This window comes from Pseudoduganella sp. R-32 (genome assembly GCF_049913245.1).
GTDB lineage: Bacteria > Pseudomonadota > Gammaproteobacteria > Burkholderiales > Burkholderiaceae_D > Rugamonas.
In genome coordinates this window covers 2,746,392-2,762,542 of the sequence record NZ_CP183987.1, presented here as the reverse complement: position 1 = coordinate 2,762,542, position 16,151 = coordinate 2,746,392, and the positions used below count along the sequence as shown (strand labels likewise).

Annotated in this window: 21 protein-coding genes; 10 read left to right on the top strand and 11 right to left on the bottom strand. The window is 62.2% G+C overall.

What is annotated here, in order from left to right; translation table 11 throughout:
- Positions 1–19 precede the first annotated feature (19 nt).
- The 3 genes from ACN9MU_RS12740 (at position 20) to ACN9MU_RS12730 (ending at position 2,041) form a co-directional block, all read left to right on the top strand.
- Entirely contained in the window at positions 20–1,030 is a 1,011-nt protein-coding gene (locus ACN9MU_RS12740; RefSeq protein ID WP_426344674.1) for an NADP-dependent oxidoreductase, read from the top strand.
- 57 nt (positions 1,031–1,087) lie between these two features.
- Positions 1,088–1,633: a hemerythrin domain-containing protein gene (locus ACN9MU_RS12735; RefSeq protein WP_426171075.1), complete on the top strand. Its 546-nt coding sequence runs from the start codon at positions 1,088–1,090 to the stop codon at positions 1,631–1,633.
- Between the two features lie 120 nt (positions 1,634–1,753).
- The gene (locus tag ACN9MU_RS12730) at positions 1,754–2,041 is read left to right on the top strand and encodes a KGG domain-containing protein (protein ID WP_426171074.1); all 288 of its coding nucleotides are present in this window, start codon (positions 1,754–1,756) and stop codon (positions 2,039–2,041) included.
- Positions 2,042–2,117: 76 nt separating this feature from the next.
- Here the strand turns inward: ACN9MU_RS12730 and ACN9MU_RS12725 are convergent, their stop codons facing one another.
- The 7 genes from ACN9MU_RS12725 to modA all read right to left on the bottom strand — a co-directional run bounded on the left by ACN9MU_RS12725 (position 2,118) and on the right by modA (position 8,664).
- A complete protein-coding gene (locus ACN9MU_RS12725; RefSeq protein ID WP_426337406.1) occupies positions 2,118–3,137 on the bottom strand; it encodes a hypothetical protein in 1,020 nt (339 codons plus the stop codon).
- Between the two features lies 1 nt (position 3,138).
- A complete protein-coding gene (locus tag ACN9MU_RS12720; RefSeq protein WP_426337405.1) occupies positions 3,139–5,337 on the bottom strand; it encodes an FAD-binding protein in 2,199 nt (732 codons plus the stop codon).
- A 4-nt stretch (positions 5,338–5,341) separates the two neighbouring features.
- Positions 5,342–5,704, bottom strand: a complete 363-nt coding sequence (locus ACN9MU_RS12715) for a DUF805 domain-containing protein (protein ID WP_426171070.1) — start codon at positions 5,702–5,704, stop codon at positions 5,342–5,344.
- Positions 5,705–5,781: 77 nt separating this feature from the next.
- Positions 5,782–6,582: a TOBE domain-containing protein gene (locus tag ACN9MU_RS12710; RefSeq protein WP_426337404.1), complete on the bottom strand. Its 801-nt coding sequence runs from the start codon at positions 6,580–6,582 to the stop codon at positions 5,782–5,784.
- Complete coding sequence (locus ACN9MU_RS12705) at positions 6,575–7,255, bottom strand: ATP-binding cassette domain-containing protein (protein WP_426337403.1); 681 nt, start codon at positions 7,253–7,255, stop codon at positions 6,575–6,577. The genes ACN9MU_RS12710 and ACN9MU_RS12705 overlap by 8 nt, the downstream gene beginning before the upstream one ends.
- Entirely contained in the window at positions 7,252–7,926 is a 675-nt protein-coding gene (modB, locus tag ACN9MU_RS12700) for a molybdate ABC transporter permease subunit (protein WP_426171065.1), read from the bottom strand. The genes ACN9MU_RS12705 and modB overlap by 4 nt, the downstream gene beginning before the upstream one ends.
- Before the next feature lie 3 nt (positions 7,927–7,929).
- Positions 7,930–8,664, bottom strand: coding sequence for a molybdate ABC transporter substrate-binding protein (gene modA / locus ACN9MU_RS12695; protein ID WP_426322713.1), 735 nt, complete (start codon positions 8,662–8,664; stop codon positions 7,930–7,932).
- 116 nt (positions 8,665–8,780) lie between these two features.
- Between modA and ACN9MU_RS12690 the strand changes: the two genes are divergently transcribed.
- The 6 genes from ACN9MU_RS12690 (at position 8,781) to ACN9MU_RS12665 (ending at position 13,381) form a co-directional block, all read left to right on the top strand.
- Positions 8,781–9,365, top strand: coding sequence for a GbsR/MarR family transcriptional regulator (locus tag ACN9MU_RS12690; RefSeq protein ID WP_426171061.1), 585 nt, complete (start codon positions 8,781–8,783; stop codon positions 9,363–9,365).
- Positions 9,362–9,571: a cytochrome oxidase putative small subunit CydP gene (cydP, locus tag ACN9MU_RS12685; RefSeq protein WP_426171059.1), complete on the top strand. Its 210-nt coding sequence runs from the start codon at positions 9,362–9,364 to the stop codon at positions 9,569–9,571. Before ACN9MU_RS12690 ends, cydP begins: the two co-directional genes overlap by 4 nt.
- Positions 9,555–11,111 (top strand): cytochrome ubiquinol oxidase subunit I, encoded by a 1,557-nt coding sequence (locus tag ACN9MU_RS12680; protein WP_426322708.1) that lies wholly within the window; start codon positions 9,555–9,557, stop codon positions 11,109–11,111. The genes cydP and ACN9MU_RS12680 overlap by 17 nt, the downstream gene beginning before the upstream one ends.
- Positions 11,108–12,250: a cytochrome d ubiquinol oxidase subunit II gene (gene cydB / locus ACN9MU_RS12675; protein WP_426322706.1), complete on the top strand. Its 1,143-nt coding sequence runs from the start codon at positions 11,108–11,110 to the stop codon at positions 12,248–12,250. The genes ACN9MU_RS12680 and cydB overlap by 4 nt, the downstream gene beginning before the upstream one ends.
- Positions 12,251–12,262: 12 nt before the next feature.
- Complete coding sequence (gene cydX / locus ACN9MU_RS12670; protein ID WP_426171053.1) at positions 12,263–12,415, top strand: cytochrome bd-I oxidase subunit CydX; 153 nt, start codon at positions 12,263–12,265, stop codon at positions 12,413–12,415.
- 84 nt (positions 12,416–12,499) lie between these two features.
- On the top strand, positions 12,500–13,381 hold the full coding sequence (locus ACN9MU_RS12665) for a PhzF family phenazine biosynthesis protein (RefSeq protein WP_426344673.1): 882 nt from the start codon (positions 12,500–12,502) through the stop codon (positions 13,379–13,381).
- On the opposite strand, the gene ACN9MU_RS12660 is transcribed toward ACN9MU_RS12665, so the two are convergent.
- Both ACN9MU_RS12660 and ACN9MU_RS12655 read right to left on the bottom strand, forming a co-directional pair.
- The gene (locus tag ACN9MU_RS12660; RefSeq protein ID WP_426322702.1) at positions 13,368–13,583 is read right to left on the bottom strand and encodes a DUF7661 family protein; all 216 of its coding nucleotides are present in this window, start codon (positions 13,581–13,583) and stop codon (positions 13,368–13,370) included. The two genes, ACN9MU_RS12665 and ACN9MU_RS12660, sit on opposite strands and share 14 nt — an antisense overlap.
- The gene (locus ACN9MU_RS12655; RefSeq protein WP_426344672.1) at positions 13,584–14,429 is read right to left on the bottom strand and encodes an endonuclease; all 846 of its coding nucleotides are present in this window, start codon (positions 14,427–14,429) and stop codon (positions 13,584–13,586) included.
- Between the two features lie 26 nt (positions 14,430–14,455).
- Here ACN9MU_RS12655 and ACN9MU_RS12650 point away from each other — a divergent pair, with 26 nt between their 5' ends.
- Positions 14,456–14,956, top strand: coding sequence for a YgjP-like metallopeptidase domain-containing protein (locus ACN9MU_RS12650; protein ID WP_426171044.1), 501 nt, complete (start codon positions 14,456–14,458; stop codon positions 14,954–14,956).
- Here ACN9MU_RS12650 and ACN9MU_RS12645 read toward each other — a convergent pair.
- Positions 14,953–15,489: a TIGR00730 family Rossman fold protein gene (locus tag ACN9MU_RS12645; RefSeq protein ID WP_426171042.1), complete on the bottom strand. Its 537-nt coding sequence runs from the start codon at positions 15,487–15,489 to the stop codon at positions 14,953–14,955. The genes ACN9MU_RS12650 and ACN9MU_RS12645 overlap by 4 nt on opposite strands.
- Entirely contained in the window at positions 15,486–16,151 is a 666-nt protein-coding gene (locus ACN9MU_RS12640) for a TetR/AcrR family transcriptional regulator (RefSeq protein WP_055934831.1), read from the bottom strand. Before ACN9MU_RS12640 ends, ACN9MU_RS12645 begins: the two co-directional genes overlap by 4 nt.

Sequence of the window (16,151 nt, the reverse complement as noted above, 5' to 3'; positions counted from 1 at the left end):
TTATAAAAAAGGAGCAAAAATGGAGAACACCCAGTTCCGCCTCGCCGCCCGTCCGGTCGGCCTGCCCAAGGACAGCGACTGGCAAATCACCAAGGAGCCGGTGCGCGAGCTGGCCGACGGTGAAGTGCTGGTCAAGACGCTCTTCCTGTCGCTCGACCCCGCCATGCGCGGCTGGATGAACGACGCCAAATCCTATATCCGCCCGGTCGGCATCGGCGAAGTCATGCGCGCCGGCGGCCTGGGTGAGGTGGTCGCTTCCAAATCGCCGCGCTTTGCCGTGGGCGACCAGGTCGGCGGCGGCTTCGGCGTGCAGCAGTACTGGGTCGGCGCCGCCGACGACCGTCATGCCGGCCTGCACAAGATCGACACCCGCCTGGCTCCCGCGACCACCTGGCTCAACACCCTCGGCATGCCGGGCATGACCGCCTACTTCGGCCTGCTCGAAGTGGGCCAGCCGAAAGCCGGCGAAACCGTGGTGGTTTCCGGCGCGGCCGGCGCCGTCGGCCAGACCGTCGGCCAGGTGGCCAAACAGCTTGGCTGCCGCGTGGTCGGCATTGCCGGCGGCAAGGAAAAATGCGATTTCGTGGTCCATGAGCTCGGCTTCGACGCCTGCATCGACTACAAGGGCGGCGATGTGCGAGCCGGCCTGAAGGAACACTGTCCAAATGGCGTTGACGTATACTTTGACAACGTTGGTGGCGACATCCTCGACATCGTTCTCACGCGCATCAACCTGAAGGCCCGCATCGTGATCTGCGGCGCAATTTCGCAGTACAACAACACGACGGCGGTCAAAGGACCGGCCAACTACCTGTCCCTGCTGGTGAACCGCGCGCGCATGGAAGGCATGGTCGTGTTCGACTACGCCGACCGCTACCACGTAGCCGTTGCCGCGCTCGGCAAATGGCTGCAGGAAGGCAAAATCAAAAGCCGGGAAGATGTCGTGCAAGGCATCGAGAAATTCCCGCAGGCGCTGACCATGCTGTTCGAAGGCAAGAACTTCGGCAAGCTGGTGCTGCAAGTCGCCTGAGCCCCTTCCCCTGCGGCTCCTTCTGCGCGGCCTAACCGACGCAGCGAAGGAGCCAGCATGAGCCAGCAAAACCAGGGCGCCACGGCAAAAGATGCCGTGGCGCTACTCACCGCCGACCACGACAAGGTCAAGAAACTGTTCCGTGAATTCGAGAAATGCGATGCCTCGCACCAGGGATTGAAGCACGACCTGGCGCAGCAAATCTGCATGGACCTGACCATTCACGCCACCATCGAAGAAGAGATTTTCTATCCCGCTGTGCGCGCCGAGACCGGCCACCAGCAGCAAGTCGATGAAGCCCTCGAGGAGCATGGCTCGATCAAGGAGCTGGTCGAGCACATTCGCGGCATGGCCACCGGGAACGGCGAGCTGGATGCCACCGTGCAAAAACTGCACGAATGCGTGGAACACCACGTTACCGAAGAAGAACAGCAAATGTTCCCCAAAGTCCGCCAGAGCGATGCCAACCTGGCCGAACTGTGCGAACAGCTCAAGGACCGCAAGGAAGAACTGGAGCATGACTTCGGCGCCACCCCGGTGCGCGGCAACAACACCGCCGAAGCGGAGGGCGAACGTTCCGCCACCGGGCAGGCTGGTTCCTGAACCGAAAAAAAAGTTTGAACTTTATTGCAGACCTTCCCTCCAAGCCCAAGAAGCAGCCGCGACGCTGCTTCCGGCCCGGGCACACGCCCGGATTTCTGGGCACATTGAGGGAGGTGGATCATGGCTACACAGGACGAGCAGGTCAGAATCGGCAATGGCAAGCGCGGCTTCGCAGCGATGGATAAGGAAACCCAGCGCATGATTGCCAGCAAGGGCGGCCAGGCCGCGCACCAGAAGGGCACGGCGCATGAATTCACCCCGGAAGAAGCGCGCCGCGCCGGCCAGAAAGGCGGCGAAGTGGTGAGCCGCAACCGCGAGCACATGGCGGAAATCGGGCGCAAAGGCGGCGAGAGTCGACAGACTGCGCGCGGCGGCAACCGGCAAGGCGAAAAAGGCGAAGCAGGCTGAGGCCTGCCTGGCGAGCGCTGGCCGCGCCTTGCGTCAAGCACGGCGCGCTCCAGCGCGTCGCCAGCAGCGGCCGGCATTAATAGTCGTACACGTGCTCCACCTCGACGCCCTGGCGCGGCGCGTCGACCAGGTAGCGTGACAATGCCGACACCCGCATCACCAGCGCCACCCGCTTGCGCCCCGGTTCGGTCAGGATCGGCTGTTCGAACAACACCCGCGTGTCCGGTGGCGCCGCCGTGCCCTGCCCGCGCGTCAGTACCGTCACCAGGATGACGCCGCTGTTGCCGGCAATGTCCTGCAACTGCACGTCCTGCAGCCCAAGGCGCGTTGCTGCCAGGCGGAAGTCGTAATAGCGCGGCAGCTCCAGCACGGCGCGGCCATCGTCCAGCATGCGCAGCAGCTTGACGTTGGGCATGTCTGCCAGGTCGTAAGGCTCGTGGTCGACCACCACCTGCGTCGTCATCAGGGCCGGCTCGTAGGCGGCACTGGTCGCCAGCTTGATCAACTTGCCGTAGGCCGCCTTCACCAGGTATTCGGTGGTCAAGGCATAGCGCCGCTCGAGCTTGCGCAGCATATTGGCGCCGAACAGCGGCGTATCCGTCCACAGGCCTTTCAGCTTGATGCTGAAGTTGTACAGGTACCAAGGCTCCTTGCGGATGAAGTCGACGTAATCCTGCGCCACGCGCGCGCCGTATTCGTCTTCCGGCGTCAGCGCCGAGGCGGTGGCCCAGCTGATGCGGCCCAGCGTGTTTTCATACAGCGAGCGCAAGCCATATTCCACCGAGGTACTGCCGCCGATGACGCCGATCATCACGTGATAGCCGGCGTTGCCCGGATACCTGGCACGCACCTGTTCTTCAGTCACGGCTGCATAACTGGTCCAGATCTGGCCTACATGCCCGAGGAAGGGGAAGTTGTGGGCCGGATGCTGCTTCACATAGCGGGCGTATTCGGCCGGGCTGTGCACCAGGAACCATTCAGGGAAGGTCAGGAAAGTCTGCTCCACGCTGCGCCGTTGTTCCGCCGCAATCGGGCTTTCGGCGGAACTGGTCAGGCAAGCGGCCAGCAGGCTCAAAGCCAGCAAGAGTTTGCGCATATCAGATCCGTTTGAAGGCCATCAGGACGTTCGCGGACGGATCGCCAGCCTGCACGATGCGCTCGCCCGTGTGCTCGAAGCCGGCTGCTTCCACGCGCTTGATCCATTCGTCCACCGAAGCGAAGAAGCGCAGCTCCGACGAATTGACCGCCCACGGCTCGCCCAGGCCGGCATTGAACACGCAATGGGCCAGGCTGACGAAATCGTCCATGGCGCGGTCTTTCACGTCGTGGTCGCGCACCACGAAATAGCCGCCGGGACGCACGACATTCGCCACCGACGCCAGGAACGGCGCCAGCTTGTGCGGTTCCATGTGATGCAGGCCGACGAAGCAGCTGACCAGGTCCGCGCTTTGCTCCGGCAGTTCGATGGGCGCGAAGTCCTTCATCTGCACGAACTTGCCGACCTGCAGCAAGCCGCCCCGCTCCACGATATCGACAGGAGAATAGCCTGGCGCCTTGTCGTGCACCAGCGTCACTTTGCCCTTCAGCTTGAGGTGCTTGCGCAGTGCGTTGACGTAGCGGCCGGTGGTGCCGATCTCCACGTAATCCCTCAACACCTGGTCGCCCAGCAGGCGCTTGGCCTGAACACCCATTTCTTCTTTCTGCACCATCAATGACGGCAAGGCATAACGCAGCAGCGACAGCGGCGGCGTAATGCCCGGCAGGCCAGCCTGCAAGGCGCGGTAGATCGATTCCTCGTCGTCGTTTTCGGTGGTCGCCTTGCGGATCAGGGTGTGGAAGCGGTCTTCCGGGAACAGGTTGAAGATGTTCTGCAGGAAGGCGTAGAACTTGTCCGCTTCGCGCTCGCTGCCGTACACCGAATGGAACAGCGAACGGCGCGCCGCTTCGCCATCCGGGTTCAGGTCCAGCGTCGGCGCATAGTATTTGTCCCACAGGGCGCCGCGCAAGCGGTACTCGGGATCGAGCTCGCGCTTCATGGCGAACAGCTCTTTCGCGCGCGGGTAGGCGCGGTGGAATTGTTCATGCGTGCCGTGCAGCTGGTATGGCAGGTAGTAGGTGCCGCCGCATTCCAGCACGGCGTCGATCAACTCGCGCGTCCACACGCCAACGCGTTCGCGCGCATTGTCGCGCGTGCGCTGCTTGTGGTACAGCACGAAAGCGAAGGTCTCGCCGCGCGCCCACGACAGCAAGGTGCCCGGATCGGACAGTGCATGGCGAATCGAGATATTGATGGTGTTGACACGATGCTTGGCCAGGATAGCCGACAGCTTCGGCACGAATTCGTCCATGCGCGTGCAAGGCACGAAATACTCCTGCAGCACGTAGGTGCGCTCGGTGCGGCCCAGCGGCTCCAGTTCCGCCGTGTCGTAGCCGGCCTCGTAATTGCGCCAGTGGACCTTCTTCTTCCGGTACAGCAGCGGGTCGAGCAGGTACTCGCGGCGCCATTTGCCGAACGGCGATTCGGACACCGACCACAGGAAATACAGCTCCGCCAGGTAGGCGCGGTTCAGCGGTTGCAGGCGCGGCTTGTCGGCCGGCAGGTCGGTCACGGTCCAGGTCACGGCGCGCGCACGGTTGTACTGCGGCGGATACAGGTCGGCGTTATGGAAAGTGATCTCCTTGCGGCCGCGCACATTCACGTCGAACCACGCCGGGTAATCCCTGGTCGCCAGCTTTACGCTGCCGCGCTGCACGCGCGTATTCGGCACCAGTTCCAGCTCCGCCTCGGCGATGATGCCGATCGCGCCGTAGCCGCCAATTGCCGCGTAAAACAGCTCGCTGTCCTGCTGCGGGCTCGCTTCGCGCACTTCCCCGCTGGCCAGCACCAGCGTAATCGAACGCACCGACAGCACCACCGGGCCCAGGCCCATATAGCGCCCGTGGGCATTGACCGACAGCGCGCCGCCGACGGTGAAATTGGCATAGGTCTGCATGATCTTCACCGACAACCCGTGCGGGTCGATGAAGCGCTGGATATCGCACCAGCGGATGCCGGCCTGCACGCGGATCAGGCGGTCCGCCGGCGAGAATTCGAGCACGCGGTTCATGCCGCGCAGGTCAAGGTGCAGGCTGCCGGGGCTGGCCGTATGGCCGCCCATGCTGAAATGGCCGCCGCCGATGGAAATCGGCAGGCTGGTCTTGCGCAACGCATCCTGCAGGTCGGCCGTGGTGCTTGGTGTCGCTACCGCGTAGACATTGATCGGGTTGAGCTGGGTGACGTCGTTTACAGTTGGCATAGTCTTACTTTGCGATGTTCACTTGCAGGTAATCGTGGCGCGACAGCGGGTCGTCGCCATAGCGGTTCTTGCCTTCTCCGCCGCGGCGGCAAAGCAGGAGCAGTACCCAGAGCGGGCCCAGGACAGGGATCAACAGCAAAAGAAGACTCGGGCCGGAGCGGCCGATATCATGCAGGCGCTGGGTGGAGACGGCCAGAGCGCCCCAGGTGAAGGCCAGCGCGAACGCGGCGGCGCCGGGATCGCCAAGCAGCTCATTGGCGAGCATGCCGAAGGCCAGGCAGACCAGGCCAAGCGCGATGATACGTGTCAGCCAGGTGCGGCGATTGATGCGCCCCTGGCATCGGAAATATTTTGCTAGCAGTTCCATTTCTTTTCCACAAAGGACGGGGCGGGCCCGAAAAGTGGACTAGCTTAGCAAATCCTCATAAGGTTGCAAAACGGAATTCATATCGGAACACCGATGATCACGCTCGACGCCTTGAACAAGGCGGTTGCTTCGATGCCCACTTCGAGCTCCATCGCTTGCTCGCTGTCGCGCGTGACAGTGGCCGCGATGGTGCCGCCGCCGGGCAAGGCGATGGTCACCTCGGAATTGACGGCGCCAGGCTGCACGCGGCATACCGTGCCGCGCAGCTGATTTCGCGCCGACAGTTTGCCGGTTTCGCCGGTCGCCAGGATGATCGAAGAAGCCTTAACTAAAGCGAAAGCTTCCGTTCCTTCTTGCAAACAAAGGCTTTCTGCGCTCTCGTGTGTGATGATTGCAACAATCTCCTGGCCGCCAACAATGCGCAGGATGATTTCGTCATTGACCGCGCCCGGCTTGATGCGTGTGACGGTTCCGGAGAATTGATTGCGCGCGCTGGTTTTCATTTTCATTGATTGCAACAGGAGGTAATCATCTGCCAACCCTTGCGATTGGCGGCTCAGGTGTTTCATGAACACCCTGTGCTCGTATTCGATGCGGCGGAAGTTCGCCACCAGCTGCGCGCCGCGATGCGTGAGCCGCGTACCGCCGCCGCCCTTGCCGCCGGCGGATCGTTCCAGCAGCGGTTCGCCGGCCAGGTTGTTCATCGCATCGATCGCATCCCATGCAGCCTTGTAGCTCATGCCGATTGCCTTGGCGCCTTGCGTGATCGAGCCATGCTGCGCGATGCTGGCCAGCAATTCGACGCGCTGGTGGCCGCCGAAGTCCTTGCCATCAAGCGTGATCCACACCTCGCCTTGCAGTGCGACCTCTTTAACCATTGCTGCCCTCTCCGGCCACGCGGCCGTCAGCCATCGTCAATACATGCCCCCCGAAAGTGGCGGCGTCGTCGGGATCATGCGTAATCAGCAGCATCGGGATATCGAGCCGGCGCTGCAGGCTATCGAGTTCGGCGCGCATGCGCACGCGCAGCGCCGGGTCCAGCGCAGCGAATGGCTCGTCCAGCAGCAGCGCACTCGGTTCCGCCACCAGCGCACGGGCCAGCGCCACGCGCTGCCGCTGGCCGCCGGATAATTCCGCCGGCCGCTGATGCGCGACCTCGGCCAGGCCAAAGGCTTCCAGCCAATAGCGCACTGCTTCCGGCTCGCCGCGATGCGACGGATTGAACCAGCCGCGCTGCAGGCCGAAGCCGATATTCTGCCGCACGTTCAGGTGCGGGAATAAGGCATAGTCCTGGAACAGGTAGCCTACGCGCCGCTTGCGCGTCGGCACATCGATTCCCGTGCTGCTGTCGAACAGCTTCTGCCCATCCAGTTCGATCATGCCGCTGTCAGGACGCGACAAGCCGGCAATCGCTTTCAGCATCTGGCTCTTGCCGGCACCTGATGCGCCGTAAATCACGACCCGCTTGCTCGCCGATTCGAACCGCGCATCGAGCAGGAAGCTGCGCGGCCCGGCGCGCAGGGCCTTGCGGATATTCACACTGATCGTCATGCCGCCCCCTGCGCGCGATTCGGTACCAGCCGGTTCGCAGCCACCAGCACGATAATGCAGGTGAGCGACGTAATGATCACCAGCAGGTTGGCCGTATCGTCCTGCCCCGCCTGCACCGCCTCATAGACGGCAATCGACAGCGTTTGCGTCTTGCCGGGAATGCTTCCCGCCACCATCAGCGTGGCGCCAAACTCGCCCATCGAACGAGCGAAAGCCAGCAAGGTGCCGGCCAGCACGCCGCGCCACGCCAGCGGCAGGCTGACACGCAGGAATACGCCAAGCGGCGGCACGCCCAGCACGCGGGCGGCTTGCTCCAGCTGCACGTCGACAGCTTCGAAGGCCGAGCGCGCACCTTTCAGCACCAGCGGAAAAGCGACGACCGCTGCCGCGATGACTGCACCTTGCCAGGTGAAGATCAGGTTGATGCCGAAGTGCTGCTGCAGCCAATGACCTAACGGGCCATTGCGGCCGATCAGCACAAGGAGGTAATAACCCAGCACCGTCGGCGGCATCACCATCGGCAGCGTGAGCAAGGCATCCAGCACATCGCGGCCGGGGAAGCGGCCGCGCGCCAGCAGGTAGCCGAAGCCGACACCCAGGACCAGGTCAATCAAGGTGGCCCACAACGCCACCTTCAGTGACAGGCCAAGGGCGATCAGCGCAGCATCCATTGCTTATGGTTTTCCGAATCCGTGGCGCGCCAGGATGGCCTGGCCGCCGGCGGACATGATGAAATCGGCAAAACCGCGCGCACCCACCGGATTTGGCGCGTCCTTGATGACGGCCAGCGGATAGGTGATCTGCGTCCTGGTCGGCACCACCATCGCTGTGCGCACCTTCTCCGCTTGCGAAGCGACGTCGGTCTGGTACACCAGGCCTGCCTCGACTTCGCCACGGGCGATATAGTCAAGGCTCTGGCGCACATTCGTTCCGAACACGAATTTGGGTTCCAGTTCGCCCCACAGCCCTATTTTTTCCAGCGCGCCCTTGGTGTAGCGGCCAACAGGCACGCTGGCCGGATTGCCCGTGGTCAGCCGCTGCAGCGCCGGCTGGCGCAAGTCGGCCAACGTGCGCAGTTCCAGCTTGCTGCCGAACGGAACAGCCACCACCAGGCGATTGCTGGCGAAGTCGCGGCGACTGCCCGGCGCCAGGTGCGGCTGGGCCTTGTCCATGGCGTCCTGGTCGGCGGAGGCAAAGACATCCACCGGCGCCCCCTTGGCAATCTGGGCCACCAGCGCATCGGATGCTGCAAAGTTCAGCAGGACCTTGTCGCCCGGATGGGCTGCTTCGTAGGCCGCTGCTGCCTCACGGAAAGCGTTGTTGAGACTGGCTGCGGCGGATACAGTGATATCTGCAGCAGAGGCGGCGCCAGCGGCGCCCAACAGCAAGACAGCAGTGATACGTTTCATCAGCATTCCTTTGCAAAAGCGCAATATACACGATTATACAGCGCAAAGTTTTTTGAATCGTCCTATAATTTCAGGAAATCCTGAAAATTCAAAAACTCAAGGAAGCAGATCAAGAAATGGTAAACCTGAGCCCCCTCGCACAGAAATTCATCCTCCACTTTGGCGAAATGGGCAGCCGCTGGGGGATCAACCGCACTGTCGGGCAAATCTATGCCCTGCTCTACGTCAGCAACCGCCCGCTGAATGCCGATGAAATTGCAGAGCACCTGGAATTTTCGCGTTCCAACGTTTCCATGGGCTTGAAGGAACTGCAATCCTGGCGCCTGGTCAAGCTGCTGCACCAGCCAAACGATCGCCGCGAATATTTCGAACCGCCGAAAGACGTGTGGGACATTTTCAAGGCCTTGCTGGAAGAACGGCGCCGCCGCGAGGTCGAACCGACCCTGTCCATGCTGCGCGACGCGATGCTCGAATCCGCCTCCACGGCGGAAGACCGCTATGCCCAGGAACGCATGCGCGAGATGTATGAACTGATCGAGCTTTCCAGCTCCTGGTTCGACGACGTGCAGCGCCTGTCGCCGGACACCCTGGCTTCCCTGATGAAAATGGGCTCCACCGTCAAGAAGCTGCTTGATGTGGGCGACGTTGTGCGCGGCAAATTCCGCTCCAGCCGCAGCGAGGCTGAAGAGGACAGCAAATGAAGCCCCCCGGCCGCCACAGCCTGGCCCTGACCATCACGATCGCACTGGCCGTCAAGGCCTTGCTGCTGTACGGCCTGTGGTACGCCTTCTTCTCGCATCCGCAAACCAAGAAAATGCGGCTGCCGACCGGGCAGGTGGAAAAACACCTGCTGGCGGCGCCCGCGCCAACCCTTACCGAAAAGGTCAAAGATGGCACCCGTCGATGAAGTTGTTGCCCTGTCCCGGCTGCAGTTCGGGCTCACCGCCCTATACCATTTCCTGTTTGTCCCGCTGACGCTGGGCCTGTCCTGGATCCTGGTCATCATGGAGTCGGTCTATGTGATGACCGGCCGCGAAATCTATCGCGACATGACCAAGTTCTGGGGCAAGCTGTTCGGCATTAACTTTGCCATGGGTGTTACCACCGGCATCACGCTGGAATTCCAGTTCGGCACCAACTGGGCTTATTACTCGCACTATGTGGGCGATATCTTCGGCACGCCATTGGCGATCGAGGGCATGATGGCCTTCTTCCTCGAATCAACCTTCGTCGGCCTGTTCTTCTTCGGCTGGAACAAGCTCTCCAGGCGCCAGCACCTGCTCGTCACCTTCCTGGTGGCCTTCGGCTCCAGCCTGTCCGCGCTGTGGATCCTGATCGCCAACGGCTGGATGAACCATCCGGTCGGCGCGGAGTTCAATGTCGAAACCATGCGCATGGAACTGACCAGCATCGCCGACGTGATCTTCAACCCGGTGGCGCAAGTGAAGTTCGTGCATACCGTGGCGGCAGGCTATGTCACCGCCTCCATGTTCGTGCTCGGCGTCTCCGCCTGGTATTTACTAAAGGCGCGCGACGTGGCGTTTGCCCTGCGCTCGTTCGCGATTGCCGCAGGCTTTGGCTTGGCCTCGACCCTGTCCGTGATCGTGCTGGGGGACGAATCCGGCTACACCGTGGGTGAAGTGAACAAAGTCAAATTGGCCGCCATCGAAGCCGAATGGCACACGGAACCCGCTCCTGCCGGCATCACCGTATTCGGACTGCCCAACGACGAGCATCAACGCACCGACTACGCGATCAAGATCCCTTACGTCATGGGACTCATTGCCACTCGCTCGATCGACAAGCCGGTCACTGGCATTTCCGAGCTGAAGGCGAACCACGAAGTCCGCATCCGCAATGGCATGAAAGCTTATGCCGCACTGACGCGCATCAAGGCCGGCGATAAGTCGCCCGAGGCGCTGGCAGGCTTCAAAGCGCTGCAGGAAGACTTGGGCTACGGTCTGCTGCTCAAGAAGTACACGCCAAACGTGATCGACGCCACCGACGCCCAGGTAAAGATGGCGGTGGATGACACCATCCCCAAAGTAGCCCCGCTGTTCTGGGCCTTCCGCGGCATGGTAGGACTTGGCCTGGCCTTCCTGTTCATCTTCAGCGCCTCGTTCTACTTCCTGATCCGCCAGCGCCTGGCGCCGCAGCGCTGGCTGCTCAAGCTGGCCGTGTTGGCGATCCCGCTGCCGTGGATTGCCGCGGAACTGGGCTGGATCGTGGCGGAATACGGCCGCCAGCCCTGGACGATTGCGGGGATTTTGCCGACCCACCTGTCGGCCTCCAGCATCCAGCCATCGAACCTGTATTTCAGCCTGGCCGGCTTCGCCTTGTTCTATACCGTGCTGCTGGTGATTGAAATGAAGCTGATGTTCAAGTACGCCCGCCTCGGCCCAAGCGCCCTGCACACCGGCAAATACCATTGGGAGCAGCAAGCATGATCTTCGACTACGAAACCTATAAGGTGATCTGGTGGTGCTTCGTCGCCGTACTGCTGCTTGGCTTTGCACTGACCGATGGGTTTGACTTCGGCGTCGGCATGGCGCTCCCCTTCCTCGGCAAGGACGACACCGAACGCCGCGTCATCATCAACACCATCGGCCCGACCTGGGAAGGCAACCAGACCTGGTTCATAGCCGCGGGCGGCACGCTGTTCGCAGCCTGGCCGCTGGTGTATGCCGCGGCATTCTCCAGCCTTTACATCGCCCTGCTCGTCGCCCTCTTCGCCCTGTTCTTCCGGCCGGTGGGCTTCGACTACCGCAGCAAGATCGCCGACCCGCGCTGGCGCAACAGCTGGGACTGGGGACTGTTCATCGGCGGCTTCGTGCCACCGCTGATCTTCGGCGTCGGCATGGGCAACGTGCTGCAAGGCGTCCCGTTCCGCTACGACGACCTGCTGCGGCTCGAATACACCGGCAATTTCTTCCAGTTGCTCAACCCATTCGGCCTGCTGTCGGGCGTGCTGGCTGTCGCCATGCTCGCCATGCACGGCGCCACCTTCCTGCACCAGAAGACGGAGGGCGTCATCGCCGAGCGCGCGCGCCGCATGGCGATGGTTGCCGCCGCGTTGACCATCGTATTGTTCGCCGCCGCCGGACTATGGGTCGCCACGTCCCTGCCCGGCTACCGCATCACCGCCATGCCCGATGCCGGCACCGCCTTCATGCCTCCGGCGAAAACCGTGGTACTTGCCGCCGGCGCATGGATGGACAATTATTCGCACTGGCCGCTGACGCTGGCCTTCCCGGCGGCAGCCATCCTCGGCGCCGTGCTGGTGATCGTGCTCAGCGCCGCAGGCCGCACCGTTGCAGCCTTCCTTGCCAGCGGCGTGAGCGTCGCCGGCATCCTGCTCACTGTTGGCGGCGCCATGTTCCCCTTCGTCCTGCCGTCTTCGCTGGCGCCCTCGCACAGCCTGACTGCATGGGACGCCACCTCCAGCCACAAGACACTGGCCGTGATGTTCTGGGTCGTGGTGATCATGCTGCCGATTATCGTGATGTACACAAGCTGGGTGTACCGCGTGGTGCGCGGCAAGGTCACCAGCGCCCATATTCACGAAAACGAACACACCGCTTATTGAAAGGAATCAGTCATGTGGTACTTCACCTGGATCCTCGGCATCTGCGTCGCCGTCTTCGCCGCCATCATCAATGTGATGTGGTTGGAGGCGAACTACGCCTTCGGAGAGCGCAAGGAAGAACTGACGCGCGCCCGCTTCGAATCCGCACGCGACGCCGATGTGTAACGGTCGCAGGGCCAGTACAGTACTGGCCCTGGATTGCTCAAGTGTCGCTTCAGCCCGCGGCAAGCGGCAAATACACTTGAGGCCATGAAAACCGTTCCGCTCAAAACTGTTGACGTCTTCACCAGCACGCCCTTCAAGGGCAATCCGGTCGCTGTCATGCTTGACGCCGCTGGCCTGTCCACGGCGCAGATGCAGCAAATCGCGAATTGGACCAACCTGTCCGAAACCACCTTCGTGTTGCCAGTAACCGCCCCTGGCGCCGACTACCACGTGCGGATTTTCACTCCCGGTGGCGAACTGCCTTTCGCCGGGCATCCAACCATTGGCACGGCACACGCCTTGTTGGAAGCCGGCATGGTGACCGCCCGCGATGGCGCGCTAGTCCAGCAGTGCGCCGCTGGACTGGTCCGCTTGACGGTGGAAATCGCCCCGGACGGCGCCCAATGGATCGCGTTTGACCTGCCCACCCCGACCTGTACCGCGCTCGACGCCGGTCAGGCTGATGAATTGCACGCTATCCTCAACACTCCACTGGCGCAAGGCGCCTCACCTCACCTGGTCGAGGTCGGCGCGCGCTGGGTAGTCGCGCAGTTGCCGAGCGCAGAAGCCGTGTTGGAATGCGCTCCGGATTTTGCGCGGATGAAGGCGCAAGGCGCCAAAGGCCGCCACACTGGCGTAGTGATATTCGGTCCGCACGCTGCAGGCGCCGCGACACAGATCGAAGTGCGCGCCTTCGCGCCTGCACATGGCGTCAATGAAGATCCCGTTTGCGGCAGCGGCAATGGCAGCCTGGCCGCCTACCTGCGCCACACCGGCCAGGCAGACGCCTTTGGCCGCGATTTCCTTGCGTCGCAAGGCGCGCGCGTCGGACGTGCGGGAATATTGAAACTGTCGATCGGCGACAAGTTAATCCGCGTCGGCGGCAACGCCATCACCTGTGTTGACGGAACCATTACGCTACCCTGATCACTTCAGGGTAGGCAGGCCGCGCCTCTTCATGGAAAAGATCGCCGAGGTAAAGGGCCAGGTCGGCCTCCTCGACATCGTGCGGGATCACGAAGTCGGCCGCGCGCCGCTTGCCGTCCGAACCGGGATAGAAAGCAGCCCACTGACCGCCCTGGCGCTCAATATGGATGCGCGTGCCGAATACATTGAACTTCAACGACATTCAAAGCTCCTCGATGCGTAAAGTGCCCGACTGCAGCGGGCGCACGAGGATATTGTACACATCGATATCGAAGCTCACAGCGGCCGCGCGCGGCTTGTCGACACCAAGATAGCACCAGCGATCGACGATCGCACGCTGGCGCAGTCCCGCCGATTCTTCGACGATTGCCACCGCGCCAGCGAACGGCCAGCGCGTCACGCGCAACGGTTCCAGCGCCTGGCGTACGCGTGCAGCGTGATCGGCGGCAGGCTCTTCGCCAGTGCAAGCGCCCTTGCAGCGCTCCACCTGCCGCGCAAAACACGGGCGACCCGGAACGCCCTTCTCAAGCCCGGTCGCCACCGGGCATAGGCCACGTGCATGAACCACGTCGCGCAGCGTTTCGATGGCCGCCTTTTTGCTGCCAAACAGTCCATATAGCTGCCCGGCCAACGCAAAGTCCATTTCCCGTGTAAAGACGATCTCGGGATGGTCGCCCGCCATGCTGATCGAGCACATTTCGCGCAACCTGCGCAGCTTGGAATTGAAGACCGGCTGGTGCCGTTTGACCAGTTCCGATTCGCGCAGCAAAGCGCCGATTTCCCCGCCGGTGCGCTCGAAGTCGATCGTGGCAGCGCGCGCCAGCATCTGCATTTCCTCCGTCGTTCGCATGTGCGACAGCACCCGTGTGCGGATATTGACGCTCTTGCCGATGTAGACCGGCTTGCCGGCCGCATCGCGAAAGATGTAAATACCCGGCAGCGACGGCAAGGCATCGATGCATTCTCTGGGGATGTGGGCGGGATAGCTGAAGTTCAATACGGGGTCGCTGACCACCAGCAGTCCCACCGAATTGACGTGGGTGCGCATGCGGCCATGATACCATTCGCCCCGCCATGAAATACCTCAGCGCTTACTCAGAACAGACACTTTCGCAGGTCCGCCAGGTAATGGACCAGGGCCGCCTTGGCGAAGTACTGCTGCAACGTTATCCGAAAGCCCACGATATCCGCAATGACCGTGCGCTGTACGACTACGTCCAGGATCTTCGCAACGAATTCCTGCGCAATGCGGCCCCGATTGACAAAGTGGCTTTCGACAGCAAGATCCACGTGATCAACCACGCGCTCGGCCTGCACACCTCCGTGTCACGCGTCCAGGGCGGCAAGCTGAAAGCCAAGCACGAAATCCGCGTCGCGACGATGTTCAGGGAAGTGCCGCTGGAATTCCTGCGCATGATCGCGGTGCACGAACTGGCCCACGTAAAAGAAAAGCAACACGACAAGGCGTTCTACAAGCTGTGCACGTATATGGAGCCGAACTACCACCAATACGAGTTCGACACCCGCCTGTACCTGACCCACCTCGATGCGTCAGGCAAGAAGCTCTGGCCTTAGCCGCGCAGGCTTTGCACCAGGGCCGTCGGCGAGGCGTTCACGCGCACCATGGCTGCATGCTGGGGCTTGATGAATCCCTGGTCGCGGGCGTGCTCGATGAAGCCGACCAGCTTGTCGTAGAAACCATCGACGTTCAGCAGGCCAACCGGCTTGCTGTGGATGCCGAGCTGCGACCAGGTCAGCATCTCGAACAGTTCTTCCAGCGTGCCCATGCCGCCCGGCATGGCGATAAAGCCATCCGACAACTGCGCCATCATGGCTTTGCGCTCGTGCATATCCTTGACGATGAACTGGCGCGTCAGGCCGTTATGGCCTACTTCGCGCTCGACCAGGGCGGTCGGGATCACGCCGGTCACTTCGCCGCCAAGGCGCAGCACTTCGTCGGCAATCACGCCCATCAAGCCCACATTGCCGCCGCCATACACCAGCGCCAGGTTCTGCTCCACCAGGGCCGCGGCCAGCGCACGCGCCTGTTCGGCGTAACGAGGGGAGGCGCCGGCATTGGCGCCGCAATATACGCAAATCGATTTCATTTGAGCTTCTTCAGGTATTCTTCGGACAGTTTCTGGAACAGCAGGCTGGTTTCGCCGCGCAGGTAAGGGCCGATCTGGGACAGCACCTGGTAGCAGCCGCGCGCCAGTGCATCCGCCATCGATTGCTGTTCGGAGTATTTGCGCGGGTTGCGCACGTATTCGTAGGATAGCCAATACGTCGCCACTACCACCATATTCACCGACATCGCGTCGATCGCCATGTCGCTGGCTTCCAGCGAGCCTTCGCTGCGCAGGTCCAGGCACAGATTGCGCGCCACCTTGATCTTGTGGGCCAGCAGTTCCTTGAACTCCAGCTCCAGCTTGCGGTTGCGCGACAGCAGGTCGTTCAGGTCACGGTAGAAGAAGCGGTAACGCCAGATCAGCTCGAACATCAGGTGCAGGTACAGCCACACGTCCTCCACGTTTGAGCGGCGGCCGCTGGGCACCTGCAGCATGCGCTCCGCTTCAGCCTTGAACTGGACGAAGATGGAGTTGACGATGTCGTCCTTGTTCCTGAAATGGTAATAGAGGTTCCCCGGGGAGATATTCATCTCCTCGGCAATGACGGTGGTCGTGATATTGGGCTCGCCGAACTCGTTAAACAAGCGCAGCGAGAGTTCCAGGATGCGTTCGCGGGTTCGTCTTGGCGCTTTTTGTAGCAT

What these genes read in the sequence shown, in the direction of transcription:
- ACN9MU_RS12705 (WP_426337403.1), bottom strand. Translation starts at nt 7,255, where the DNA reads ATGACGATCAGTGTGAATATCCGCAAGGCCCTGCGCGCCGGGCCGCGC.
- modB (WP_426171065.1), bottom strand. Translation starts at nt 7,926, where the DNA reads ATGGATGCTGCGCTGATCGCCCTTGGCCTGTCACTGAAGGTGGCGTTG.
- ACN9MU_RS12715 (WP_426171070.1), bottom strand. Translation starts at nt 5,704, where the DNA reads ATGGAACTGCTAGCAAAATATTTCCGATGCCAGGGGCGCATCAATCGC.
- cydX (WP_426171053.1), top strand. Translation starts at nt 12,263, where the DNA reads ATGTGGTACTTCACCTGGATCCTCGGCATCTGCGTCGCCGTCTTCGCC.
- modA (WP_426322713.1), bottom strand. Translation starts at nt 8,664, where the DNA reads ATGAAACGTATCACTGCTGTCTTGCTGTTGGGCGCCGCTGGCGCCGCC.
- ACN9MU_RS12725 (WP_426337406.1), bottom strand. Translation starts at nt 3,137, where the DNA reads ATGCGCAAACTCTTGCTGGCTTTGAGCCTGCTGGCCGCTTGCCTGACC.
- cydP (WP_426171059.1), top strand. Translation starts at nt 9,362, where the DNA reads ATGAAGCCCCCCGGCCGCCACAGCCTGGCCCTGACCATCACGATCGCA.
- cydB (WP_426322706.1), top strand. Translation starts at nt 11,108, where the DNA reads ATGATCTTCGACTACGAAACCTATAAGGTGATCTGGTGGTGCTTCGTC.
- ACN9MU_RS12735 (WP_426171075.1), top strand. Translation starts at nt 1,088, where the DNA reads ATGAGCCAGCAAAACCAGGGCGCCACGGCAAAAGATGCCGTGGCGCTA.
- ACN9MU_RS12655 (WP_426344672.1), bottom strand. Translation starts at nt 14,429, where the DNA reads ATGCGCACCCACGTCAATTCGGTGGGACTGCTGGTGGTCAGCGACCCC.
- ACN9MU_RS12740 (WP_426344674.1), top strand. Translation starts at nt 20, where the DNA reads ATGGAGAACACCCAGTTCCGCCTCGCCGCCCGTCCGGTCGGCCTGCCC.
- ACN9MU_RS12730 (WP_426171074.1), top strand. Translation starts at nt 1,754, where the DNA reads ATGGCTACACAGGACGAGCAGGTCAGAATCGGCAATGGCAAGCGCGGC.
- ACN9MU_RS12650 (WP_426171044.1), top strand. Translation starts at nt 14,456, where the DNA reads ATGAAATACCTCAGCGCTTACTCAGAACAGACACTTTCGCAGGTCCGC.
- ACN9MU_RS12710 (WP_426337404.1), bottom strand. Translation starts at nt 6,582, where the DNA reads ATGGTTAAAGAGGTCGCACTGCAAGGCGAGGTGTGGATCACGCTTGAT.
- ACN9MU_RS12690 (WP_426171061.1), top strand. Translation starts at nt 8,781, where the DNA reads ATGGTAAACCTGAGCCCCCTCGCACAGAAATTCATCCTCCACTTTGGC.
- ACN9MU_RS12640 (WP_055934831.1), bottom strand. Translation starts at nt 16,151, where the DNA reads ATGCTACAAAAAGCGCCAAGACGAACCCGCGAACGCATCCTGGAACTC.
- ACN9MU_RS12665 (WP_426344673.1), top strand. Translation starts at nt 12,500, where the DNA reads ATGAAAACCGTTCCGCTCAAAACTGTTGACGTCTTCACCAGCACGCCC.
- ACN9MU_RS12720 (WP_426337405.1), bottom strand. Translation starts at nt 5,337, where the DNA reads ATGCCAACTGTAAACGACGTCACCCAGCTCAACCCGATCAATGTCTAC.
- ACN9MU_RS12645 (WP_426171042.1), bottom strand. Translation starts at nt 15,489, where the DNA reads ATGAAATCGATTTGCGTATATTGCGGCGCCAATGCCGGCGCCTCCCCT.
- ACN9MU_RS12660 (WP_426322702.1), bottom strand. Translation starts at nt 13,583, where the DNA reads ATGTCGTTGAAGTTCAATGTATTCGGCACGCGCATCCATATTGAGCGC.
- ACN9MU_RS12680 (WP_426322708.1), top strand. Translation starts at nt 9,555, where the DNA reads ATGGCACCCGTCGATGAAGTTGTTGCCCTGTCCCGGCTGCAGTTCGGG.